Here is a 24,627-nt window from a genome sequence, read left to right as displayed (position 1 = left end):
AAATTCAATGGCGTGCGCAGTAAGGATTTAGTCGACAGCCTCTAAAATCGGAGTTTTAATGAAGCAAAATGTCTCTCATCTGCCAAGAGAACTTGGCCGTATGGTTTCATGGTCACTTTCTCGTTTAGGGAAGGCCATTGAAGACGTGTATGGAATAGAGGCCTTTGAACGATTTGAGCATATCCGTATTGCAATGCAGGACACCATAGGCAGGGATGCGTTAACGCTAAAAAATGCCCTGCTTGAATTACAAACCAGTCTTTCCACACTAAACCGACATCAGCTCTATCAAATAGCGCATGCGTTTTCGCTGATGATGGAGCTGATTAACGCCTGCGAAAGCGCCTATCGTATTTTTCGTATTAATCAGAGAGAAGAAAGGGTTTATCCTGACAAACCTCAAGGGATTCATTATGTATTAACGGCACATCCCACCGAAGCGCGGACCAATGAATTTTTAAAGCTTTTCAAGTCAATTCGCGATTGTCTTGTGGAATCACTCAAATCTCCCTACCTGGTGAACGAATCCTGCTTTGATCAGATGCTTAAAATTTCACTGCAGATTAGCATTTCCTATCACGAGAAGCCCAGCGTGGAAGATGAAGCGCGCTATATTTATCAGTACGCGCTCAATCCACATAACATTAATTTGTATCATTCCTTTCTGGCGGAAGGCATTCCCGTTCAATTGCGGACCTGGGTCGGTGGGGATAAAGATGGTCATTCGGGTGTCGACGAGAAAATAATGGTGAAAAGTCTCGAGCTCTCTCGATCCTTTTTTATTCGCCACATTCAGGAATTACTGAAAGAAATCATTGAAATTGCCAGACTCTCGACCGCATTAGCCGAAAACAAAGCCTTAACTAATCAATTGCTTAAGCTTGTCAAAAGCGCGCAGAATCTTGGAAAGATTCGCGAAAAGGATAATGAAAAAGTATCCGCATTTAAACATGATTTAAGCGATCTCCAAGCCAATAGCATGGCGTTCTTTCATTTCATTCCCGAGCAATTTTCAATTATTTCAAGCATTTTTCAGCTCTATCCCGCTTTGGTCATTCCCTTAGAGCTTAGAGAGGATTCAGCTATCGTAAAAGAGAGTTTAATCAGCCCCAAAAAAACCACCATCACCCGAATGCTTGAACAGGTTTATTCAATAACTCATGGAACAGATCCCAAAAATTATATTCGCGGTTTTATTCTCAGTATGGTTGAGTCCGCTGAAGATATAAGAAATGGAATCACGCTGGTCAGGCAAATCTTCCAAACTTATGCCCTTCCGGTTGTTCCTCTTTTTGAGAATCAACTCGCCTTAACCAGCGCTGATGCAATTCTAAATGAGTCGATCACCGAAGATATCAGGCAAAAGCATATTGAACAGTGGAATGGTAACTACGAAGTCATGCTGGGGTACTCCGATTCCTCCAAAGAGAATGGCGTTTTACCTTCTCGGCTTATGATTGCTCAAAGTTTGGGACGCATTCAATCCACTCTCGAAAGCAAGGGACTCTGCCCCATCTTTTTTCATGGCTCCGGCGGCAGCATTGAGCGAGGAGGCGGGGATATTAAAGAGCAAACGGCCTCCTGGTCCAAGGAATTAATGTCTAATTATAAAGCAACCATTCAGGGTGAAATGGTCGCAAGGCTTTTTGGTTCGAATTCAATTCTTAAGAGCCAGATTGATAAATTTCTTGATATTTACGCGCAAAAAGAAACAAACACTGTCAATGAATATCCTGAAGCTCTGCAATCATTCTCAGCCAAAGTGAGTCAGAAATATAAAACACTGATTCAAAGCGAATGGTTCTGGCCTACGATTGAACAGGCATCCCCCTATCATTTTCTAAACGAGCTTAAAATTGGCTCGCGGCCTACCAAGCGCAAATCAGGGCCTGATCAGAGAAAACTTCGCGCGATTCCCTGGATTTTGTGCTGGACACAAACAAGGCTTCTTTTCCCAACCTGGTGGGGTATTGGTTCTACCTGGCTTGAGCTTAGGGATGAGGAGCAGAACAAGCTAAAAGCCCTTTATAAAGAAAATGCTCTTTTTGCAGCCTTTGTTAAACAATTAGGGGTCACCCTTTCCAAGGTATATTTACCGGTCTGGGAACAATATTTATATCAATTAACCGGCTCTGATGAATATCTTAAGCCTTTTCAAAACGAACTGGACTCAAGCATTCTGTTCTTTTATGAAATAACCGGTGAGAAAGACTTTTGCTTCCATCAGCCCTGGCTTGGTGAAAGTATACAATTGAGATCTACAATGGTTCATCCTTTAAATCTCATTCAAATTGAGGCTATGAAAAGAAAAGATTTACCTCTGTTGAGAATCACTGTAACTGGCATCTCCTGCGGGATGTTGACCACAGGATAAACGAATGACGGTTTTACAGCTGCTTATTAATTGACAGCTGAAATTAAAATAACATCTTCTAGTCACTTTGATTCCATTTTGCACGCAAATAAGGCATAGTTACTCGGGCGCCGGATTAGTTTTCCTTATATAGGGATGCTTAGGTTCACAGAACCTGGATAAAGGCTCAATCGAATAAGTTAATAACCTTTTGTTTATTAAGGAGTAATTCATGTATACTTTTGATTCCCCTGCGGGCATGCAAAATGACGAAAGCGATTCTGGAGCGAGCACCTATACGATGCTGGTTCTCTTTGCAAGCTTTAGTGTAGGCATGCTTGCACTGGCCGCTAAATACGCCGAATCCAATAATCGATTAAATTATGAAAGCCGTTTGGCTCGGATTATTGCCGGCGCTTTAGTATTTATCATTAATATGTGGCATACCAAAGCTGACGACCTGACGATAAACAATACTGAGAAAGACTTAATCGCAATAGGACCTCATTGCACAAGCGTCGAAGCCCTGGTTGTTGCATCCAAAATGAAGGGCAACCCTCCGCAATTCCTTGCCACAACTAATTTTAATAGCATCCCTGGTATTGCTTCCACCTTGAAGATGTTTAAAACCATACCGGTTGAAGGGGATAAAGCAAAAGCCAGTGATGGACGCTCTGCCAATTTTGCGGCACTTGAACGCGCAAGCCAGGCATTAAATGAAAATGGCTGCGTTGTACTTTTCCCCCAAGGCAACTTTCGCCTGCTAGGGAAGGAGCCGCCAATGGTTTACTCGGGAGCTGCCAAACTTGCCATCGAGCACAAAATACCCGTAAAAGTGTTGGGATTGAGTGGAATTTGGTGTGTAAATAACTCCCTTCTTCCTGTATGGCTGCGAGATAATAAAGTCTACCGTGCTTTGTTCTCTTTAATCCACATGAATAATATCAAAGTGACAGAATGCGGTACTATCGATTTTCATCTAAGAGAAGAAAATAAAGACTTAAGTGAAGAGGAAAAAATCCGGGGGATTTGTGCTGAGCTTTATTCTCATTTTCGACACCATGAAATAAGTGATAAAGAGTTAAAAGCAATTAAAAAAGAAATTGCTGATAAGACGCATCTCACAATCTGGGATACAAAAGTTAGGGTGAATAGTTTAGAGCGACAACTTTTAAACTCTAAAAAGGAATTAGCGAAACTCGAAGAACCCACTGCAGCAGGAATGAGTTTAAGCTCCTGATTGCAAAGCGAATTTGGCTGTATGCCTTACGTACAGCCAATTCTCGCCAAAAACCATACCGAATTCAAAGATGGAATAATTTCAGGATCGAGCGAACTTTGTTCGCTCTGAATCCTTATTCGGTATGCCAGAGAGACGCATTGGTTCCAACAATACTTCGGAATGTTAAATTTACTCGTGACAGATGCCTGGCTTTCGTTGGTGGCAGGCGGTGAAGCCAATGGGTCTGGGTAACACCTTTCATCACCAGCAAACTGCCATGCTCTAAAACTTTAGAAACAATTTCTTTGCTTTTCTTATGTTTAAAACAAAATTTCCGTTCAGCGCCAAAACTCAGTGAACCAATAGCACCGTTTTTTAGTAAATCTTTTTCGCCATCGCTATGCCAGGCCATGCCTTCACTGCCATCATGATATAAATTGAGCAGACAGGAGTTATAGGTTTCCTGGCTTTCTTTTTCGACGATGGTCTTCAACTCCTCCAAAACAGGAAGCCAGGGAAGAGCTGTTTTGGTAACTCCTGAATAAGTATATGAAAAAGGTTTATCGGCATACCAGGCCACTTTACGCCTGGTAATCACTTTTTTTCCAAAGATTATCGCTTCATCATTTTGCCAGAGGATCTCATCTATTAATGCCCGATAATAGGCATCTGCCATTTCGCGGGTCAGAACTGAACCGTAATAATGCACTATACCGTCATAAGGCAGTAAATTGTGCAGCTGATTGTCGATTTTTTCGATTAGATCCACGCCAACACCTCTTCTATCTATACGTCTGTTTTGGCGGCTTCCCATCCTATCATCGCTTTTTTCCTGGTTTCACCCCACATATACCCGCCCAGTTTACCGCTGCTCTGGATCACCCGGTGACAGGGGATAAGAAATGCTATCGGATTACTCCCAATTGCGCCCCCCACCGCTCTTGAAGATTTAGGCTTACCCAAACTGCGGGCAATATCGCCATAGGTAACGAGAGATCCCATTGGTATTTTCAGAAGGCTTTCCCATACCTTCAGCTGAAATGGGGTTCCCGCCAGATGCAGTTTTATTGTATCAAGCTGCTGCCAGTCTTTTTGAAATAGTAATAAGGCATCTTGCTGGAATTGGTCAGTCATTTGCCGATAAACTGCCTTGGGAAAGCGCACTTTTAAAGCAGATAGAGCGGCTTGCTCATTCGCTTCAAACGCAATGCTGCAAATTCCTTTGGGCGTTGAAGCGACAATTATTCGTCCAAATGGGCTTTCAGCAAAGGAATAATTAATACTGAGTTCAGCCCCGCCATTTCTGAACTCCCCGGGAGTCATCCCCTCAATTTTCACAAATAAATCGTGTAAGCGGCCACCGCTGGAAAGGCCTGTTTCAAAAGCGACTTCCAGCAAAGGCATCTTATTTTTCAGTAAATGTTTAGCATAGCTGATGCTGATGTACTGCATAAACTTTTTTGGGCTGATGCCTGCCCATTCAGTAAACATTTTTTGAAAATGCCAGGGACTGAGATGGATCACTTGGGCGATTTCCTCCAGTGAGGGTTGGGCCTTAAAATGCTCATCAATGTAATGAATTGCCTTCTCAATACGTTCGTAATCGATCTGCTGTTGCCTTAACATGCGGCACTCCTCACTCAATAGCTCTTCTGCTTATCATAGAGGGCTTAAGTATCTAAGTGGACCCGTTTCTTGCGCTGTTTGCCCTGCACGAAAATAATGAGCAAATTAAATTGCCTCTGTTATAATTATGCGCGAATAACAGCCTTGATGAAAGCGGGGGTTTATGTTTCCGGATACAGCTCATTTCATTTTCTTTCTCACAGCGACTATCATTTTGAATATTACGCCTGGCAATGATGTTCTCTACGTTGCAAGTCAAAGCCTGAACAGCTTCAGGCATGGAGTCGTGGCAACTATTGGCATTGGAACGGGTATTGCGATTTATGCGATTGCCTCAGCCCTGGGCCTTTCCACGATATTGCAGGAATCCCCCTTTGTGTTTAATCTGATAAAAATTGTGGGAGCCTTTTATCTGTTCTATCTTGCCTGGCAGGCATTACAGTCAAAAAACAGGCAATTCACTGGCGACAAACAAGCTGTTTCAGTCTGGAAATCCTATCAGAATGGCGTGCTTACCAATCTCTTAAATCCCAAAGTAGGTATTTTCTTTTTAACTTTCCTGCCTCAGTTTGTGGATGTTGCACGTGGAGCAGTATGGCTGCAGTTATTGTCATTAGGCTGCTGCTTTGTAGTGTCGGGAACCCTGGTTAATTTTCTCTATGTTTTCTTATTTGTTTATCTGAAAGAACGCATTTTTTCTAACGATGCCATGCAAAGACTATTTAACCGATTAACTGCCTTTATTTTTGTTGTATTGGCTTTGAAAGTGCTGAGTGCCCAGCAACGTTAAGAACTGCTGCTATGTCGGCTAATAATATAGACGTCAACTTCAATAGCTTTTTCCTTACAAACACTGCCATTAAGTTAAGCTCAGTTGTATATAAACTGTCCTTCCCGCGAAGGCGGGGGATTCCATCTCTGAGCTAGCTATAATGCCGATTGAGGAATAGATTCCCGCCTTCGCGGAAAGGACAAAATTCCTTAGCTTAATGGCTTAAACTAATCTCGCAAAACGGACTCTCAGGCTCCTTCTCTATTGCTCTACTGCGAGGCTCTACCACCAGGGGTATTACCAGTTTATGGGTTTTCGGGTGAAGTCTTTCGACAAAGTCTTTGAAAGTTCCTGGTGCAAAAGTAATCTTGATTAATTTTCTATCGTTAATCACCATATCTTCTGTTGTGAAATCGGCAAACTCTGCATCCTCGCTTTCTTCTTTGAACAGTTGGCCATGTTCTTGTTTAATGTACCATATTACAGAAAGTTTCTCTGGAGAGCTTTCCCTGTTCAATATTTGAAGACTATTTTCCACAGTTTCAGGAAACAGTTCACGCATCTGTGAAAAAGTCATCGCTTTGTTAAAACGAATGACCATCCAGCTCGCATCGTTTTCGATGCGTTTTGCATTGATTTCATGATTAATGTACTGTCCGAACACACTAAGAATATCCAGGGAGGGTTTGTCTTCAATAGCATCTAACTCCTTTTTGAAGCCCGGCAGTTGTTCTTGTGAAATCACCAAATAGGACCTGGCCTGTCTAAAATGCTCAGATTTCCTGAATTGCTGTATTGGGGAGAGCTTTGCTGCTTTAAAAAAAGGAAGACAACAGCAAATTGAGTTCAGTAAAGGGGTTTTTGAATATTTTATGCCGAATTGTATTGCATCTTGCTCGGAATGAAACAGTAAGGAATTGCTGACATAATGCTCTTTAGAGGCCCGCCCTTTTCTAGCTGCAACCTCAACTATCTTCATCTCCTCATCGATGCTTTTTTCTGTATCGGTCTCGTCTCCTGCTGTGCTACTGCTATTCGCTTCTACTTCGCTTTTGTCACCATTTTTATTGCTGCTTTCAGTATAGAGATAAAGTGTAACCTGCTCTTCTTTCTCATCGTCAATTGTCATATCAGGGGATAAGGGATAATATAGCCTTTCTTTTTCCATCGGGATAAAAAATTGTCCTGCCGAGGCATTATGACGGCCAATTGCAAAGGGTAATTGCTTGGGTGAAGTAAACATCTCACTCCCAGAAACTAGCCCGTAGGCCAGTGCGTTCGGAGCAGTAACGAGGGGAGTATGGGTTTCATAACTCATTTCAATCGCATTTTCCTGCAGCCATTTTTTGGACACTCTGACAACTTTAATCGGCATTTTTTCTCCACGCACTGAACAAACAAGAAAGCATTATACACAAAATACACAAAAAACGTCCAATTTATGCTTCATTTGATGCAACTTTATCCGCGTCAATTAAACCACGACCACCCACTGAGACAGTATGTACTTTATCGCTTGTCGCAGGCAGACTATCTTGCTAATCGCTGACTAGCTGGAAATTTTATCTTCATACTGCCAAAATATACCCCTTTTGACTCACTGCGAACTGCTTTGTCCCGTACACAACGCCTTTTAGAACTTCTTCAGATTTTACGCCAGCATCGCTATCCTGTTAGCGGAAAATTGCTGGCGGAAAATCTGGGGATTAGTCTGCGCACCCTTTATCGCGATATTGCTACGCTGCAATCCCAAGGCGCCGATATTGAGGGCGAGCCTGGTTTGGGTTATGTCCTGCGCCCAGGATTCATGCTGCCTCCATTAATGTTTTCCGAAGAGGAAATTGAGGCACTGGTTCTTGGCTCACGCTGGGTGGCCAAACGGGCGGATCACAAGCTTAAGCTTGCTGCCACTAAGGCACTGACTAAAATATCCTCGGTACTTCCCCCTGATCTGCGCCAGCAATTGGAGTCCTCTGGCCTGCTGGTGGGTCCTGCAAAAACTCAAAGCAATGATGATTATGAAAGCTTGATTCGGCATGCCATTCGTAAAGAATTCAAGCTGAAAATGACCTATTCAGATGTCAAAGAGGAAAGCAGCACACGTATCATCCGCCCGCTGGCTCTGGGCTTTTTTGATGACAGCCGTATGCTGATCGCCTGGTGTGAATTAAGAAATGATTTACGCCATTTCCGCAGCGATCGGATTTCCTCGCTGAGCTTAATAGAAACAGGTTATCCGCAAAAGCGCCAGGCGCTTTTAAAACAATGGCGCACAAGATTCAATATTCCGGAGCAATAGTTTCAGACTGCTGACAGAAACTGTCACAACACTGCTTTAAATTTCTCCCTGTTACTTTTAAGGAGAAGAACATGTTAGAACCCAGTGCTGTAATCATCTATGTAAGCAATGTCGCCACGAGCAGTTCCTTTTATCTGGATTTGCTGGGAATAAACCCAGAGGAACTCTCCCCAGCCTTCAGTGCATTTAAGCTGCAAAATGGTGTGACCATTGGTTTGAAAGACAGACAAACAGTCGAGCCCGCAGCAGAGGGAAATGGAGGATTTGAATTGGCAATCACTGTTAGTACTAATGAGCAGGTTGACGCCTTGTTTGGACAATGGAAGCAGAGGGGAATACCTGTTGCCCAAAGACCCGTCACTCTGGCTTATGGATATACTTTTGTCGCCCTGGATCCAGATAATAACCGGATTCGCGTGGTGGCTTTGGAGAAATAAGGAGAATTAAATGATGATTGAACCGGTGAAAAAAGAAATTGCCAGTTTTATTGTTAAAGGATTTAGCGTCAGAACAAACAATCAGGATGAAATGAATCCGAAAAGCGCAAAACTACCCGCGCTTTGGCAGCGATTTTTTGCCAGTGAATTGGCGAACACAACCAGCATATTTGGCGTTTATTCCGATTATGAGTCCAATGAGGACGGTTTGTATACGGTCACCGCCGGGGTTTCCCAGGAAACCAACACCGACAACCTCAATACGGTTATGGTTTTATCCGGATCATATCTGGTGTTTGAAGCAAAGGGGCCAATGCCTGCAACCGTGATTAATGTGTGGAAATCAATCTGGGAATTTTTTGCGGCGAATCACCAGTTTCAGCGAAAGTTCGCGACCGATTTTGAACTGTATCTGGGAGCGGAGCAAATTGCGGTTCACATAGGGGTTTTCTCTTAAAAGAAATCTTCCCTAAAGTCCTCTCTCCCTCAGGGAGAGAGCTAGAGAGGGATTTAAAAGCAACCCTCACTGCCATTAAGTTAAGGACTTATGTCATTCCCGCGAAAGGCGGGAATCTATTCCTCAGTCGGCATTGTAATTAGCTCAGAGATGGATCCCCGCCTTTCGCGGGGATGACAGTTTAATATACAATTAAGCTTAACTTAATGGCAGTGACCTCCGCCCTCTCCCAGCTTGTGAGAGGGAATTCACTTGTTATCATTTCGTATATTCCCTTCCATTTCTTGATAAATTTTTAGTCAGATCCTATGCTAGAAAGGCGAGCATAGCTAGTTATAGGAGGATATCTATGTCATATAAAGTCAAACATGAAAAATTGAACAAAGTTTCTGATAGTGAATTGGAAAATCTTTCAGGGGGATACGCACCCATTGACCCCAGTCAAATTGAAAAAGCGATGGCTCAAAACGCGCCTCACATTGGTTCATCACCGGGTGTCAGCGGTAAAGATAATAAGGGGAAAAAAGACAAAAAGAAGAAACATAAATAGTCATGAAATGCTCATCGTTATGCTTCCGGAGTAAGGCATTCCGGAAGCTTGAGAGGAGTTTTAAAGTAACCCTAGCGTGACTTAATGCTTCCGCTGCATACATCGCCCTCCTCAACGCCCTCATCCCATAGTTTAAGCTGCTCCACCCTGGCTTTTGTTAGCTGGTATAACGCCATACAATGGCACATAGGGCTTACACTGCCATTATCCCTCTCATTTGGATATAAGGAATCCAGGTGCGCATCTCTGAAGGCCAGCCATTTTTTCTGAGCATTCACAAAACTGGCAATAAATGCTTTATCTCCCTGATAGTCTTGTAAAATGCGTTTGTAAATGGAGTTTAAGGAAGTATCCATTGCCTTGTATTGTTGGCAGGCATCTTCTGTCATCTCCGATTGCGTTTCAGCAAACGCACTCGTCATCAATAGCATAAGCATCATGCAAAGTATTTTTTTCATTTTATTCCTGATCAGCAGTCCATTAGCCTTAGTGTAGCTCGAAATCAGAGTGCTCGGGCCTGTGAAAACTTTAAAATTTTAATTAACAGGCGCTGAATTGTCAGTATTTCGTAAATTGTTTTTTTATTTTCTTGATAAATTTTTAGACAGAACCTATGCTAATAATGCAAACACATAGAGCTATGGGGAGACATTTATGTCAGAAAAATTCACTGCAAAAGATAAAAAACTGAATAAGGTTTCAGATGGTGAACTGGAAAAACTTTCAGGAGGAGGAGGCCCAATTTGGCTAGAGATGGCTTTAGCAGAACAGGCTAAAAATAATGTATCAGCAGCCCCTGCACAAATCTCCGGCGGCGGTGGTGGTGGCGGCGGCAAAAACAAAGACAAAAAGAAAAAAGACAAAAAGAAACACAAATAAACTTCTCAATTGGCACTCACTCGAGCTTCCGGAATAAGCAGCACTCCGGAAGCTATAATTAATCAGAACTCATGCTTATCACTTATGGCAGGAAAATGATCCACTGGCCCGTTCCCTTTACCCACTCGATAAAATTGCCCCAGCCTCAATTAATTCAGGCAAAAGCCCGAATACAGCGAACACGATTATTAATTAAATCTTTGTTATACCCAAATCCGTCAGCGCCTGAGGGAAAGCTTACGCCCCAGGCAACGAAGGAAAAGGGAGCTTGTTGCGTGGAGCTCCAATAAACACCTGATAATCCGCCAAAATTACAGGGAAATTCTGCATTAGAGCAGAGCGCGCTATGGATAGCAGTTAATTCACTTCTTGCCGGAAGATACCAGTCTGCACCAATATCTCGACAACGTTGAGCCGCACAATTTCCTGGATCGTTTGAGCAAGATGCATCCACCACAATGGCATTCGTATTACCAAGCCCATCGTCAAAGCTGGTTGAACCCACTATATCACTACTAGTACCAGTCCATAGGCTAAAAAAACTATCTGCTTGATCTATGACAATCTTACCTATACCGCCGCTTTCTTCAAACACCAGGCCTCCCAAATAGTAAAAAGCAATCAGGGTTTGCGGGCTGGTAGTATTGCTGCCGCTAATAGTAATGATGCAGGGGGCATAGGGGGCGCTGGAACTTATTTCCAGCGTACAGTGCCCCCCCGGCGCAACACTGGCGCAATCGCTGTCATTGACAGACAAGTTGGGGCAGGCAGCGTGGTTGCTGACTGTAATCCCATTGGCATAATCGAAACTGTCCGCACTATTGGTGATTTCTAATGACAAAGGGGTCATTCCTGAAACTGTCACAATCCGGCCTTGCTGCACAGGATTTGTAATACTGATCTGCGGCTGATTGGACACAGTGACATCAACACTGGTTGTATTGGTATTGTCCCCTGCGATATAAATTGTTGTTGGCCCTTCCGGCGTGCCTGAAGCGAAGGTAATCGTGCAGCTTGCCCCAACGGCAAGACTGCTGCCACAGGTCGTACTTTGTACGCTGATAGCGCTGCCATTAGGGATGGTTGCTGCAATATTGATGGCGGGCGACAGAGAACTTGCATCATTGGTGACAATGACATTGCCTGTTGAATTTTGTGTAAAACGCAATGTGGTTGGGCTTAGCTTAAGCGTGGTGGCTGGTGGAACCTGGCTGCGGGTAATTTGTAAGCGATTGTTAATTCCTGGCTGGTAACATTGATTGGGATTCGCCTGCGTGCAAACCTCAGGGCCTTCTGTAATCACGCTGTTTATCTGAGAACCGTTAATCTCTAAGGACAAAATACAGGCCGTTTTACCGCTGAGTACAAAGGGATTTCCGCAAAGACCAGGGCCTGAGGTGATTTGTGTAATGCCCTGGATAGGCCGCATAGTTAAGATGTGGGGTCTGGCAGATTGATTAGTCACCCGGTATTGCACAATGGCCTTGCCATTGGTCGGCACTGTAATTGTGGTGGCAGTGAGCGGCTCAAACGTCCACAAAGGGCTGCCTGCAAAAGAATTTGACATTAATCCTAATAAAATAACAATCAGTATCTTCTTTATCCCAAATAGTTTGTAATTGCCTTGCATGGTTTAGTCCTTTATGGCCATAGTAAAAGTGAAACAACAATCAAAATGCTAAACATGATACTTAGTAAAGACTGGAAATCAAAGCCTTAAATGCTGAGAAACTTACCGATCCTGAATAAAGAAATGATCTATCGGGCCATTCCCCTGTCCTATTTTTAAATGTCGACCCGAAACAATAGCAGCAGTTAAATAACGTTTTGCCTGTTCGATAGCAGAATGCAAATTCATTTTCTGTGCAAGAAAGGAAGCAATGGCTGACGACAAGCTGCAACCTGTCCCATGTGTATTATTTGTGTTAATTCGCTTTTGATGAAAGAAAAATATTTGCTTTGTTTTGTGTAAGCAGAGGATATCTGTACTATTTTCTCCTGGTAAATGGCCGCCTTTGAGCAGGACATTCGTCTCATAGTGTTGGCTTATTACCAGAGCAGCTTCCTGCATATCGTCACAGCAAGTGATTTCTTTCCCGCAAAGCATTACCGCCTCAGGAATATTGGGGGTGATTAAACTCGCCAGAGGCAAAAGCAGTGTTTTGAAAATGGAAAGGCTTTGTTTATTCATTAACGAAGAATTGTCCTTGGCAAACATAACCGGATCAATCACTATGTGAAGTGGTTTCACCTTTTGCAAATAAGAAGCGATAACCTCGATAGCTGCTTTCGTGTGGACCATGCCAATCTTGACTGCAGCAACTTCCAGATCGCTAAAAACAGCCTCTAATTGCTGCTCAATAAAATGGGCAGAAACCGCTTCAACCGCAATTACACCGCAGGTGTTTTGCGCGACCAATGCGGTGATTACCGAGGCAGCATAGGCTCTGGTTGCGGAAATAGTTTTGATATCCGCCTGAATACCGGCTCCACCGGAGGGATCGGTTCCTGCAATACTAAGGACAACCGCCGGTTTTTTCATACGACGAGCCTCTCACCATTCGCCAGATAATCCATGAAATGCATTTTGAATGAACCTGGTCCCGATGCATCCTGGGCCGCCCTCTCACCGCACAAGCTATAGAACCATGTCGCCGCACAAGCAGCCTGATAAGGGTCTTCCCAGACAGCAATAAACAGTGCAATGACCGCAGTAAATAAACATCCGGCGCCAGTCACCTGAGACATTAGCGCTGAGCCACCTGACAAACATTCAACCCGATTCTCATCAACAATCGCATCGCTGGCACCGCTAACGACGGTGATTAGCGAGTAAACCCGCGAGATCTCTTTCGCACTTTCTATAACTTCTTCAGTAAAAAGGCGAGTATCGACTCCGCCACTGCTTACTCTTGAGCCGGATAAAGCAGCGATCTCACTGGCATTTCCACGAAGCAGTTGAAAATTGAATTGGCGCAGCAGGCTCAGGCAATGGCTAGTGCGATACTCACTGGCTCCTGCTCCCACAGGATCTAAAACCAGTGGTTTGTGGCAATCATTCGCCTGACGAGATGCCCGCTCAGCAAGCTTTATAAACTCCTCGTTTAAAGTTCCGATATTAATCACTACAGCTTCGGCAAGCGGTAGCAAATCATCAATTTCCTGAATCGCCTGCGTCATTATTGGCGAAGCCCCCAGAGCTAGTAAGCCATTTGCGACAAAATCCATCGTCACCTGATTACTGATGTTTAAAACCAGCGGACGCATGATTCTTATACGCTTGAGGATGGCATGAATCGTTTCAAGCATAATTAACTCCCAAAATAAGACGATGAAGTGATTTCGCAGCCCCTTCGGGATTATCTGCATCAGAAATTGCAGCAATCACTGCTACGCCGAAAGCTCCCTGAGACATAACGGAGGAAACATTGCCGAGATTAATTCCACCTATGGCGATTACCGGATGCCTGGATAATTGCACCAGTTTTGCAAGCCCGTCCAACTCCCATAAGGTTTTAACATCCTGTTTACTGCGACTTTTAAAGACTGCGCTGGCTGCTACGTAATCCAGACAATCCAGATGATTAGCAGCTTCCAGCTGCGGGATACTCTCAATAGATAAGCCAATTAGTTTATCAGACCCGAGCAGGCATCTTGCCTCCTCGGGGCTTTGATCCAATTGCCCAAGATGAACACCGGCGGCGCCAATTTCCTGAGCGAGCAACACATCATCATTAATAATCAGGGGAATTCTAAAGCGATCCAATTGATATTTGAGCTCTTTCGCCTTCTGATAATGCTGCTTGAAGGACAGGTTTTTTTCACGATACTGAACTGATAAAACGCCCCCTTTAATGGCGGAAAAAAGCAGCGATGGCTTGGAATAATCAGTGATATAACAATATTTGAGCGCAGATATCATCAATCTTCCTCGCGAATACAGCAGGCAACAGGCTCTAAAGCGGAATAAGGCTTTGCGGGTAAAAACGAGTTAGTATAGCAATCAGTAATTGCAAATTGTTTATCCGTAATCCCCAAGTGCCGGGTATATCGGCCTACTTTATCCCAATCCCTCTCGATATTGAGCAGATTACGAGAAAAGAATGGCAAACTGCGCATAAAAATAGTTTTATACAAGGCACTGCGCAATTGCGGCTTTTGCTCACAAAGGCATTCAAATGCTTCTTCGGGATTCTCCACAGTGTAGGCGGCACCTCGCTGAATGGCCCTCAAAAATCCTTTAATGATGTGTTCCTGCTGGAACATGCGCTCATGGACAATGAACTGGATTGAACAAAAGCAGCAACAGCCTAAGCCAGCCAATTCATCCAGGCGCAGAAAAACGGTTTCTCCTGCCAAATGCTCAAGCTCAACTCGTTGAAAATTAATAAACCCAATGCCGGCATCAATGATGCCTCGATGAATCGCATCCGTAACATTCATACCGACACGCACTGTCTCATAACGCTCTGAAATTCCCGCCAATTTGGCCAGATCATCGATTATTTTTTTACCAAACTCACCAATATAACCAATACGCTTACCGGCAATGTCCTGAAAACTGCGAATGCCGCTGGATTTCAATGCGATTAATCCGGTAGGCGGCTCATCGAGCAAAGTGCCGATTGACGTGACTGGGTAGCCCTTGGCGCGGGCAGCCACTGTATGAATCATCGCTTTTACACCAAAATCAATCTTACCCGTACCCACAATTTCAGTGACATCACTGGGATCGCTGGGCTCTAAAATGGCTAATCTGATATTTTCATCCTGATAAAATCCAAGTCCCTGAGCCACAAAAATGGGGCAGTGATAAGGATTGGCATACCAGTTGAGTAATAAAGTGGTTCTTGATAATTGGTTTGACATATTGCCATAACTCCTGTTAAAAAAATAAACAAAAGATGGCAAGCAAGAATCTCGCTTTCGCAAAGAATTTTGAATTGAGGCAGTCCTTACGCTGGTATGAACCAGTTCAAGTTCGACGGGTAATTCTCAGCCGTTTTACCGACACCCCGCGCCATCTGTTTTCTGATAGTAAGATCTGAAAAATTGATTGTCAACAATGAAATTCAGAGAGACTGCAGCCTGCAGGGTTATCACGCAGGCTGACAGCAATGCATATTAACTCAACCACTCCTCTAACAATTGAACAAATGTCTGCCTTGCAGCCTTCAAGGCGGCGGAGTCAGTCTTTTGTGGGGTTCGCAGATCGTCACAGTGGGCCGCCCCATCAATCAGGGTATAATTTAATTGTGCGTTGGCGGCATTTCCATTCGCCACTGACAGAGAGAGTTTTGACCAGGGATCATTACTGCCATTGGTAAAATGAATTCTCGATACGGCAGATTCCAATAAGGGCGAATAAAAATTCTGATTAATGTAGGAAGTATCCACCTCAGCATCGATTCCAAATAAACGCCTGCAGACTTCACGATGATAGTCTGCATTGATTCTCGCAGAACGTGTGGATTGAAGGGGATCAGGATGGGCATTTTGCCAATAGCCATATTCTGTACAGGATTGGTAGTACCATTGCCGCGCGCCTACACCCTCACTGTAATATTCACCGTCTTCACTATAAGCGCCCTGGGGCGTCATATCACCTGCAGTAATTTGCCAACGGCTGAAAAGGATTTTAGTAAACGCAGCATAGCCCTGAAGCGCGCTCGGACTTTTCGCCAAAGAAGAACAAAACTCCTCATGCATACCATACTGCACTGCAGCAGCACCCACATCAGCAATCATGTAAAGAAAATCGGTATTATCCTGTAGTTCACTGGCTGAAAATTGCTCCTTGACCTGGGCGATGCTTTGCATATCATCCTGTTCAAGAATGTCCTCCACCTGCTTTACTACCTCACGCATTTTACCAGCGCATTCGCTGCCAGCCACCCGGGTTACATGCTGATCGTAATCACTAAAGTCATCCTTCGCCATCACCGGTGCAGAAGATGCCAAAGACCCCACAACCAGTTCAGGATGCTGCAAACGATAATAGGCGGATAGAGAACCAGGATAAGACCCGCCGAAAGCAACCCATTTTCCCTGCCAGTGTCTTTCCGTCATCATCGCGCTTTGAAAACTGGCTAAATCATCCAGTGCGGCCTGAGTAGAAAGATATTTAAGATTATCAACAGAGAGCCTGCCAGGGACACTTTTTCCATAAAAACGATGTTCCAAAGCCACTAATTTGGCGTGAAATTGCTGGGCGTAAGTACGAATGGCACCATACAGAACAAATGGTGAGCAAGCCGCTTCACCACAGATATAAAAAAATACCGGTGAATCCGCTGATTTGCCATAGGTTTCATCCACATAATACCGTTGAGAAAAACTGCCGGCAGCAGGATCCTGATGGTTAACCCATTGTGTAAAATAGTCTTCGCGGATTGGCTTGTTTAAATTGCTCTTGTTATGTTTATCAAGATAACGCTGATGATAATAATCCAGTGGATTGGAAAATCCTGTCAAAGGCAGCAACAACGCTATAGCCACCAGGCTTTTTTTGTATAAATCCATTTATTTACTCTCCATTAAAGAAAACGTCTTATCCTAACCCGATTTACGATAGAAGCCCAATATTCTCCTAAACTTCTTTGCTGCCTTGGACCTCCATACCCAGAGACAGTAATAAACAATCAAAAGCTCTTTTTTTAACCAAAATGAGCACTAAAAGGTTCCCAAAAATCCATTTATTAGATAGAATGTTCTTCTGCCTAACAATTAGAGCGCGAAATGTCCATAGAGATGGCTCGTTTTATATATCAGGATCCCTACTATTCTGACTATCGTCTGGCTTTTAGCGCAGATGCACTAGTGAACAGTTTTCCATATAGTATGCCCTCTCGCCAACTGGATATTACCGCAGAGCGTATGGATTCTTTAGCCATAATAAAGACTCCTGTAGGACTAAATCCGAATGCCTTGTTCAAAAATATAAACCCGAGAGATGCATTTTGCTCCACTAATAAACAGTGGATTTTGAAAGGCAGAATGTCCATTTATAATCCGGTCGGCATTCGGCAATTCAGCTTTGTATAGCCAGTTGATGGATAAACCCTGTTCAATATTAATTTTTTAGAGACTTATTATGCCTTCGATAGATGAATTTCAAAGCCATATCAATGGACTTAGAGAAGGAAAAAAAAATAGCTTTAACTTAAGCCGCGCATCAATCAATAACTTGCTTAAGGAAAATCTATTCTATGTTAGTGGATACGTCATCGGCTTGCAGGATACTGTTTATCAAGCGATCTGGTTGGACATTCTGCAGGGCTGGAATGAGGCATTGAAGGATATAAAGAATAATCAACTGCCGCCTCCCGCTGAGCTTGGCAATCAAAAGAACTATTCACCTGCAAAAACTCTGGGTTATTTACGTTGCTGCGGAGTCAGTTACTCGGTGCATCCTCATTATCAGGAACAGCTGCAGACATTGGCCCTGCAAACCTCCCAGTCTGCTTTGCCAATTGAAATATCAGCTCCCCTTTTAATCCATCCAACAGCTCCAATTCTGGATACTACAGCTGAATCGACCTCGCTTAACCAGGAAAATGTAGAATTATTGCTAGCAGGCCATTCTGATGCAAAATCACATAATCAACCTCTTCCTTTATCCCAATTATTTGATGGTAGAAGCTGCTATTATATTCAAGGCTATATCAGTGGCTTAAGCAATATTAAGTATAACCGTATCTGGGAACTTTACTTATGCGGATGGATCAGCGCAGCAAACGATATAGCCGCTGGCCAGCTAAAAGATCTGCAGCTTCTTTATTCAAGAAAAACAGAAGACAATATCTCCTATATTTTGGGATATTATGATTACCGCGGTTTCAGTGTTAACGATTCAAAATACAGACAACTGCTAATCGATCTGAATAGTCAACAAACTGTTTATGGACAAGGGATGCGTGCCGCCATGCAATGGTCAACGATATCCTTTCGCCCTGTAATTCCTCCAGCAAGCGCAATATTAAGCACAGCAAGCTCATCTCATACTCCTGCAACTTCTATTATCACCGCTGCCCTGGCTGATGCATCTGAAACCAGTAGCGTATCAACTGTGAAAAGAAAGATTTCAAAGGATATGAAGGCAGATGCTCAACCAAGAGCGGGTAACGAAAAGCTAATACAAAAACGCAAAAAAATACTGTCTGATATCGCTATACCTCAATTTATCACCGAGGAAATGGGAATACTGTTCTTACAAAGATGCGATACAGCTCGAGTACGAGTTTATGAAGACTTACATGGCAAAAAAATTGATGTTAGCAGTACGCCTCTCAAAAGCAAAAAATCTATTCATGACCTTGATTGGGAACTAAAAAAAGAATTACACGATCTGGAGCGCTCTCAGGATTTAACAGAGAAGCAATTTTCTTCTCGCAAAAATAAGCTGTCATTGAAAATAATTGCTAGCCTTGCTTACTATCTGGCTTATCATGGCAGAAACTATCGCGGCGATACTTTGAGCGGCACTGAGATTCTTTCAATGATTTCCATGAAATGTGAGGAACAAAACATTAATTCATTACAAGAATTAATCCAGCATATCGCCGCTGGTAACCTGCCCTGCTTTTATATAGCCGAATCCGCTGAGATACAGTCGGTCCAAGAGGCAACTGGACTCATTCAGCCAATGACAGCATCTGCCACAAATGAGACATCCCCTCCACCGCCAGCAGCTGCTCGTGATAAAGTATCTGAAATCAGGCGCCAGGGAGCTCATCCTAAAGCCTCCCAGCATCTTGTTTTTGTTGATGCCCAATTGGGATTGAAACGTAGATTAGAAAACGTAACAAGAAAACTCAAGGCAATACATGATGATATTGGTTTACCCCAATTTATCAGCGAGGAAATGGCGGGGCTGTTCTTGCAAAGAGCACATTCAGGTCGACAAAGTGCTTATAATGACAAAAATAGCGGCAAGCAAATCGATACTGGCCGTATGCCGCTTAAGAATTCAAAGGCTATTCATGAACTGGCTTCAAAATTAAATAATGATCCATCTAATCCTGTGCATCAGGACATAATGGATGACCTCGCCTTTTACCTGGGTTATCAGGCCAAAAGCATTTACGGCGAGAAATTAACGGCCTCTGCAATTCTTTCAATTATTTCCAGGGAATGTCAGGAAAAAAATATTAATTCAGTACCAGAATTAATCAAGCATATTGCCGCTGGAAACATTCCCTGCTTTTATAAAGCTGAATCACCCGAGAAACAGCCGGCCCAAGAAACAAATGTACCCATTCAGCCAATGTCTCCTCCAGCAAGTTCTTGTTCAAGCACATCAAGTTCATCTTACAAAAGGTTAGCATCTGCCTTAAATTATGCACCTGGAGCTAGCAGCGACCCAACTAAGAAAAGAAAAACTTCAGCGGATACTGATACCAAAGCTCTCCGTTCTCTTCTTTTTATTGATGGCCAAGCGGCAGCGAATCGTACATCAGAAAACGCAATAAAAAAACGTAAGGAAGCACTAGAGGGTATCATTCTACCCCCATTTATCAATCAGGCAATGGCGATGGAGTTCTTAGAAAAATTCAATTCGGGTCGAACAAGAGCTTATGATGCAATACGCGGTGCCGAAAAGCCCGAAACTGGCATTAAGCCGGGATGGCGTCGGTTATGGAAGGCAAATGCTATCCATGATCTGGCTGCCGAGCTAAATAAAAAATTAGAGGATCTAAAATTAGAGGATCTATATGATAGTTCTCTGGATTATTTTACAGAGAAGGATTTCCCTTCTCGTCAAAATGATCTGTTAACGGAAAGCATGAGAAGACTTGCCTATTATCTAGGTTATCATGGCAGAAACGATCACGGCAAACCATTTGGCAACTCTGAGATTATTTCAATCCTTGTCCGGGAATGTAAGACAGAGAAGATTGAGTCGGTACAGGCATTAATCCGGCATGTCGCTGCTGGTCGCATGCCCAGCTTTTATAAAGCAGAACCGATTGAGAAAGCGCCGGAGCCGGAGAAAGAGCATTTGCAAAACCTAATGGCTCCCTAAGCCCCTTGCGGCAGCGGGATGGCCACAAAAAACCGTCTTTGCGAGCGTTTGCGAAGCAATCCAGATCATAACTTTGTTCAAGCTTCGATCTAGATTGCTTCACTTCGTTCGCAAAGACGATAAGTTAACTGCTCGATTCTATTGATGCACAATGCCCTTCGGCAAGGCGACAAATAACAGACCGGATTCATTGTGTTCATTGGCTTCTATGCCAGCCTGAGCCCCTTCTCCCTTATAAAGGTCGACATGAGCCCCGACAATAGCACCACCGGTATCCTGGGCCACGCACCAGGATGTCCGGTTTTTAGTGTTATAAATAAAATTCATCCCTACAGGGATCACTCGATGGTCTGTAGCGCATGAAGTATGGGGAGTTAAGGGAATATTTTCCGACCCATAAGGGCCGCCGTGTTCTTTAGCAAAAAATACATAACTTTGATCTCGATTTCGCAGGTCAAAGGCTTGGGCCTGATTTGCTAGACTATTCAGATAATTGCGAATCAATTTTTCTGAAGCAGCACTTTGCCTGATTTGATCCGTGAGATTACAGCGTAATTTAGCCTCATCATGACAGGTGGGATCTTTGGCACATCGTTCCATTGCATCCAGATTGCCGCCACAACTGGGGTCTTGCGCACACTGAACAATGCGGCCGAGCATGGTGCGCGGCCTGCCATTGTAGCCGTCATAATTGATATGGAATAACTGACCGTCAAGAAGCAGGGAACCAGAGCCTTCAACCATTAAAAAGGCGGGATCATTGGGATCTTTAACATAGCCAATCACATGCTTCGGATGCAAGGCGCCATGTTCAATTTCACTGCGATCCGGAGCCACTGAGTAGCTGCCATCGGCGTTTTTCATACAAAATCCACGCGCTATTTTTGTGAGCGGGTCCACTCCACAAAGAGGCGCTTTCAGTTTACGTCTTCTGCATTCCAGAGCGACATTGACCACCCCCGGATTTCCATAGATGGGATATAGGAAACCCGCCTGTTTTTTACTTCGCGCTTCAATCGCTGCGGGGGCATAATAAGCAGTAAACTGAAACTCGCCTCGTTTAAATCCCGCATGATTCTCTGGCCAGCCCTCACTCTTATACCAGTCAAATTCAGTTTTTATTTTTGAAAGAAATTTATTGAAATCCCCATGAGCTGCTTTGGCAAAAGCAAGCATTTGCTGATTGGTTTGCAGACACCATTCCGTACGCTTGAATCGATGGCCGGCAATGGTAATTGTCTGAAACTCTCCGCGGCTTTTTTTGCAGTTTTTTATCTGAATATTTAAAGCATTAATCACTTCATTCATGTTACCTGCGGGATTCTCCAGAGGCAGCTCAGCAGGTGAGATTTTATGGAACTTGAATCGCAGCACTCCCGGCTCTTTAGCAGCCATCTTTTGCCGGGCTGTAAAATCCACGAGCCTTCGGACATCCAGACAGCGCTGAATGGGGTCTTGTGGAAGAGCCTGAGTGACAAGGGTAAAACTCATTAAGGCAAATAAAAAAATTGACTGAAACCTGGACATCATAGCTCGAGCGCGCTCTTTCCTTGATAATATAAGCAATAATTATATCGATATTCGTGGTGGATTAAAAACTGAAATATTACAGATCACAGCAAGTTTTCTATACTTAAAGAGTAAGGATAATTTTTTAAAGAAGAAAAAGGACTGTTATGTGCCGACTGGTGGCCTATTTAGGAAAAAAAATATTACTCTCTGAAATCCTGATTAAGCCAAGGAATTCGATTATTAAGCAAAGCCTTCTGGCGCGCGAGTCCACTACCCTGACTAATGGAGACGGATTTGGCCTGGGTTGGTATATCCGGCAGGATGAAACTCCGGCATTGTTTACCTCGCTTTTTCCAGCATGGAATGATAGAAATTTATCCTACTTATCGACAAAAATAGAATCCTCAGTCTTTTTTGCACATGTCAGAGCAGCCAGTACGGGTGGGATTTCACAGTTTAACTGCCATCCTTTTTTATTTGAGCATTGGATGTTTATGCATAATGGATGGATTCCACATTTTGATAAAATTAAACGACAACTTCAGGACTTGCTGGATGATGACATATTTAGCTGGATCAAAGGGAGCACCGACTCTGAATTAGTATTCGCTTTATTTCTGCAGTTAGCGAAAAAATATGATTCGCCAAATCTTGTGGATATTGTCGGTACCATCCAGGAAACATTTCATATTATTAATTCTCTGGTGAAAAAAAATACGAAAAAAAGCTCCCATTTAAATATATGCATTACGGATGGAAAGCGCCTGGTTGCAACGCGTTATTGCAGTTCCAAGCGTGTTAAGCCGGAGACTATGTATTTGTCTCTGGGCAAACGGGTTAACCCAAAGAAACGGCAAATCATTTTAGAAAATAAAATAACAGCTCCCTACATTGTGATTGCATCTGAAAAGCTATCCAAGTCTGAACTAGAGTGGCAACCAATCCCTGCGAATAATTGTGTGATTATTGAATCCAATTTGAAATTGTCTTTTCACGCTTTAGATTAATCGAGGTAAGAGGATCTGGTTAACCCCGGGGAGATTAACTCGAGGGATATCATGAAAACTGAAATAGCAGCATATTATGATTACAACAAAAATGCTTTTAAAAATTATCTAATATCAGAGACTGAACTATTACACATCTGGTTCAAACGCGAATATTTCAAGACAGAGGGTTTAAAAGTCGGCGCAGAAATTGAATTTCTCCTCCTCGATAACAATTATCAATTAGTCCCTCAGAATCAGTTATTTACACAGCAATTAAACGATCCCAATGTTATTCCAGAAGCAGGGGCCTCTCAACTGGAAATAAATACTGCGGTGTTTCCACTATGCGACAATTTTTTATCGGATCTGCATCAGAGTGTTCTTTCAACATGGTCAAAATGCTGCCGTCTGGCGCGTAAACACAATGCGCACCTGGCGCTCATCGGCTCTATGCCTCAAGCCGAAGAATGTCATTCCGCACGCGAATATATAACCCCCCATCCTTCATATCGGCTTATGAATGACAATGTGTCTAAATATCGACAGGGGCTGCCTTTATCGTTAAAACTGAATGGTGCCGAGGAAGAGTTCATTTTCCAGCCGCAATCTTTATCAGTTGAAGGGCTCATTTCTTCATTGCAACTTCATCTGGAGGTTAGCCCTGAGCAATCCGTTACATACTATAATACCATGCAGATGCTTTCTGCTCCTTTGCTTTCACTTTGCGCTAACGCCCCATTTTTTTATGGCAAAGAGTTATGGAGTGAATCAAGGATCGCAATATTTGAACAATTATATTCATTTCCTTCCCCCTACCAGAATTGCGTTTTCTTCGAGCCTCATTATCTTAAGAATAATTTTTTCTCATTATTTAAAGCCAATTTAAATAATTACCCCCATCTCCTGCCCGAAGTGGCAAAAGGAGAACCCAGCCACCATCTTTTCCACTTACGTAAGCAAAATAGCACGGTATATCGCTGGAATCGGCCAATTGTTGATTTCAATACTCATGATGAACCTTACTTAAGAATAGAGCACCGACCTTTATCTTCCGGGCCAAGTATTGTCGACATGATTGCTAATGCCGCTTTTTTCTATGGCCTGGTTTATTTCTTTGCAAATCGTGATGAGCCTGAAACCTCTTTAATTCCCTTCAAAGAGAGTTATGCCAATTTTTATCAGGCAGCCTGTTCTGGTCTTCGAGCACGGCTTATGTGGAATGGCATCGAAGTTGATACGCTTCATCTTTTAAATGATTTTCTGCCTTTAGCCAGAAAAGGTCTGGAAGATTTGGGCATAGTTAAAGCAGATATCGATTATTATTTGGAAATTATTCATCATCGTCTGCTTAAACAGCAAAATGGCAGTATCTGGCAACAAAACTTCATTAAGCGCTATGGTTATGATTTTGAGAATTTGCTCGGGCATTATTTAGAGAATCAGTACCGGGAGATCCCAATATCTGAATGGCTTATTTAAGTTAGCCGGTTAGTGCAATCGAGTAAAA

23 protein-coding genes and 1 riboswitch are annotated in these 24,627 nt (G+C 43.3%); of the genes, 12 read left to right on the top strand and 11 right to left on the bottom strand.

Annotation, left to right across the window (positions count from 1 at the left end):
• The first annotated feature begins 58 nt into the window (after nt 1-58).
• Nucleotides 59-2,374, top strand: a complete 2,316-nt coding sequence (locus tag B1207_RS15585) for a phosphoenolpyruvate carboxylase (RefSeq protein WP_172458327.1) — start codon at nt 59-61, stop codon at nt 2,372-2,374.
• A gap of 211 nt (nt 2,375-2,585) precedes the next feature.
• A complete protein-coding gene (locus B1207_RS15580; RefSeq protein WP_253255896.1) occupies nt 2,586-3,593 on the top strand; it encodes a lysophospholipid acyltransferase family protein in 1,008 nt (335 codons plus the stop codon).
• Nucleotides 3,594-3,708: 115 nt separating this feature from the next.
• On the opposite strand, the gene B1207_RS15575 is transcribed toward B1207_RS15580, so the two are convergent.
• Both B1207_RS15575 and B1207_RS15570 read right to left on the bottom strand, forming a co-directional pair.
• A complete protein-coding gene (locus tag B1207_RS15575; protein ID WP_216362475.1) occupies nt 3,709-4,344 on the bottom strand; it encodes an alpha-ketoglutarate-dependent dioxygenase AlkB family protein in 636 nt (211 codons plus the stop codon).
• Nucleotides 4,345-4,361: 17 nt separating this feature from the next.
• On the bottom strand, nt 4,362-5,201 hold the full coding sequence (locus B1207_RS15570; RefSeq protein ID WP_112220804.1) for a bifunctional helix-turn-helix domain-containing protein/methylated-DNA--[protein]-cysteine S-methyltransferase: 840 nt from the start codon (nt 5,199-5,201) through the stop codon (nt 4,362-4,364).
• Nucleotides 5,202-5,364: 163 nt separating this feature from the next.
• Between B1207_RS15570 and B1207_RS15565 the strand changes: the two genes are divergently transcribed.
• Nucleotides 5,365-5,991, top strand: a complete 627-nt coding sequence (locus tag B1207_RS15565; protein ID WP_112220803.1) for a LysE family translocator — start codon at nt 5,365-5,367, stop codon at nt 5,989-5,991.
• A 196-nt stretch (nt 5,992-6,187) separates the two neighbouring features.
• Here B1207_RS15565 and B1207_RS15560 read toward each other — a convergent pair whose 3' ends face one another.
• Nucleotides 6,188-7,348, bottom strand: coding sequence for a hypothetical protein (locus B1207_RS15560; protein ID WP_112220802.1), 1,161 nt, complete (start codon nt 7,346-7,348; stop codon nt 6,188-6,190).
• A 237-nt stretch (nt 7,349-7,585) separates the two neighbouring features.
• On the opposite strand from B1207_RS15560, the gene B1207_RS15555 reads away from it, so the two are divergent.
• The 4 genes from B1207_RS15555 to B1207_RS15540 all read left to right on the top strand — a co-directional run bounded on the left by B1207_RS15555 (nt 7,586) and on the right by B1207_RS15540 (nt 9,716).
• Nucleotides 7,586-8,272 (top strand): helix-turn-helix transcriptional regulator, encoded by a 687-nt coding sequence (locus tag B1207_RS15555; protein WP_112220801.1) that lies wholly within the window; start codon nt 7,586-7,588, stop codon nt 8,270-8,272.
• A 71-nt stretch (nt 8,273-8,343) separates the two neighbouring features.
• A complete protein-coding gene (locus tag B1207_RS15550) occupies nt 8,344-8,709 on the top strand; it encodes a VOC family protein (RefSeq protein WP_112220800.1) in 366 nt (121 codons plus the stop codon).
• Between the two features lie 10 nt (nt 8,710-8,719).
• Nucleotides 8,720-9,166, top strand: coding sequence for a GyrI-like domain-containing protein (locus tag B1207_RS15545; RefSeq protein WP_112220799.1), 447 nt, complete (start codon nt 8,720-8,722; stop codon nt 9,164-9,166).
• A 349-nt stretch (nt 9,167-9,515) separates the two neighbouring features.
• A complete protein-coding gene (locus tag B1207_RS15540; protein WP_112220798.1) occupies nt 9,516-9,716 on the top strand; it encodes a hypothetical protein in 201 nt (66 codons plus the stop codon).
• A gap of 71 nt (nt 9,717-9,787) precedes the next feature.
• Here the strand turns inward: B1207_RS15540 and B1207_RS15535 are convergent, their stop codons facing one another.
• Nucleotides 9,788-10,174 (bottom strand): lysozyme inhibitor LprI family protein, encoded by a 387-nt coding sequence (locus B1207_RS15535; protein WP_112220797.1) that lies wholly within the window; start codon nt 10,172-10,174, stop codon nt 9,788-9,790.
• Nucleotides 10,175-10,370: 196 nt separating this feature from the next.
• Between B1207_RS15535 and B1207_RS15530 the strand changes: the two genes are divergently transcribed.
• On the top strand, nt 10,371-10,595 hold the full coding sequence (locus B1207_RS15530) for a hypothetical protein (RefSeq protein WP_112220796.1): 225 nt from the start codon (nt 10,371-10,373) through the stop codon (nt 10,593-10,595).
• A gap of 154 nt (nt 10,596-10,749) precedes the next feature.
• Here B1207_RS15530 and B1207_RS15525 read toward each other — a convergent pair whose 3' ends face one another.
• The 6 genes from B1207_RS15525 to B1207_RS15500 all read right to left on the bottom strand — a co-directional run bounded on the left by B1207_RS15525 (nt 10,750) and on the right by B1207_RS15500 (nt 17,117).
• A complete protein-coding gene (locus B1207_RS15525) occupies nt 10,750-12,225 on the bottom strand; it encodes a DUF1566 domain-containing protein (protein ID WP_172458326.1) in 1,476 nt (491 codons plus the stop codon).
• Nucleotides 12,226-12,327: 102 nt separating this feature from the next.
• Nucleotides 12,328-13,137 (bottom strand): bifunctional hydroxymethylpyrimidine kinase/phosphomethylpyrimidine kinase, encoded by an 810-nt coding sequence (gene thiD / locus B1207_RS15520; RefSeq protein WP_112220795.1) that lies wholly within the window; start codon nt 13,135-13,137, stop codon nt 12,328-12,330.
• A complete protein-coding gene (gene thiM / locus B1207_RS15515; RefSeq protein ID WP_172458325.1) occupies nt 13,134-13,904 on the bottom strand; it encodes a hydroxyethylthiazole kinase in 771 nt (256 codons plus the stop codon). Before thiM ends, thiD begins: the two co-directional genes overlap by 4 nt.
• Nucleotides 13,897-14,517: a thiamine phosphate synthase gene (thiE, locus tag B1207_RS15510; protein WP_112220793.1), complete on the bottom strand. Its 621-nt coding sequence runs from the start codon at nt 14,515-14,517 to the stop codon at nt 13,897-13,899. Before thiE ends, thiM begins: the two co-directional genes overlap by 8 nt.
• Nucleotides 14,517-15,464, bottom strand: coding sequence for an ABC transporter substrate-binding protein (locus tag B1207_RS15505; protein WP_112220792.1), 948 nt, complete (start codon nt 15,462-15,464; stop codon nt 14,517-14,519). Before B1207_RS15505 ends, thiE begins: the two co-directional genes overlap by 1 nt.
• Before the next feature lie 65 nt (nt 15,465-15,529).
• A riboswitch (TPP riboswitch) is annotated at nt 15,530-15,623 on the bottom strand.
• A 96-nt stretch (nt 15,624-15,719) separates the two neighbouring features.
• Nucleotides 15,720-17,117, bottom strand: coding sequence for a S28 family serine protease (locus B1207_RS15500; RefSeq protein WP_112220791.1), 1,398 nt, complete (start codon nt 17,115-17,117; stop codon nt 15,720-15,722).
• 216 nt (nt 17,118-17,333) lie between these two features.
• Between B1207_RS15500 and B1207_RS15495 the strand changes: the two genes are divergently transcribed.
• Nucleotides 17,334-17,639 carry a hypothetical protein gene (locus B1207_RS15495; RefSeq protein WP_112220790.1) on the top strand — a complete coding sequence of 102 codons (306 nt, stop codon included), beginning with the start codon at nt 17,334-17,336 and terminating at the stop codon, nt 17,637-17,639.
• Between the two features lie 49 nt (nt 17,640-17,688).
• A complete protein-coding gene (locus B1207_RS15490; protein ID WP_112220789.1) occupies nt 17,689-20,619 on the top strand; it encodes a hypothetical protein in 2,931 nt (976 codons plus the stop codon).
• A 138-nt stretch (nt 20,620-20,757) separates the two neighbouring features.
• Here the strand turns inward: B1207_RS15490 and B1207_RS15485 are convergent, their stop codons facing one another.
• Nucleotides 20,758-22,146, bottom strand: coding sequence for an MltA domain-containing protein (locus B1207_RS15485; RefSeq protein ID WP_112220788.1), 1,389 nt, complete (start codon nt 22,144-22,146; stop codon nt 20,758-20,760).
• Nucleotides 22,147-22,295: 149 nt separating this feature from the next.
• Between B1207_RS15485 and B1207_RS15480 the strand changes: the two genes are divergently transcribed.
• Together B1207_RS15480 and B1207_RS15475 are read left to right on the top strand one after the other, a co-directional pair.
• Entirely contained in the window at nt 22,296-23,138 is an 843-nt protein-coding gene (locus tag B1207_RS15480; RefSeq protein WP_112220787.1) for a class II glutamine amidotransferase, read from the top strand.
• A 51-nt stretch (nt 23,139-23,189) separates the two neighbouring features.
• The gene (locus tag B1207_RS15475; protein ID WP_112220786.1) at nt 23,190-24,599 is read left to right on the top strand and encodes a hypothetical protein; all 1,410 of its coding nucleotides are present in this window, start codon (nt 23,190-23,192) and stop codon (nt 24,597-24,599) included.
• Nucleotides 24,600-24,627 lie beyond the last annotated feature (28 nt).

This window comes from Legionella quinlivanii, assembly GCF_003265995.1.
Lineage (GTDB): Bacteria > Pseudomonadota > Gammaproteobacteria > Legionellales > Legionellaceae > Legionella_C > Legionella_C quinlivanii_A.
The sequence above is the reverse complement of the archived record's forward strand: the minus strand, read 5'-3'. Positions and strand labels throughout refer to the sequence as shown.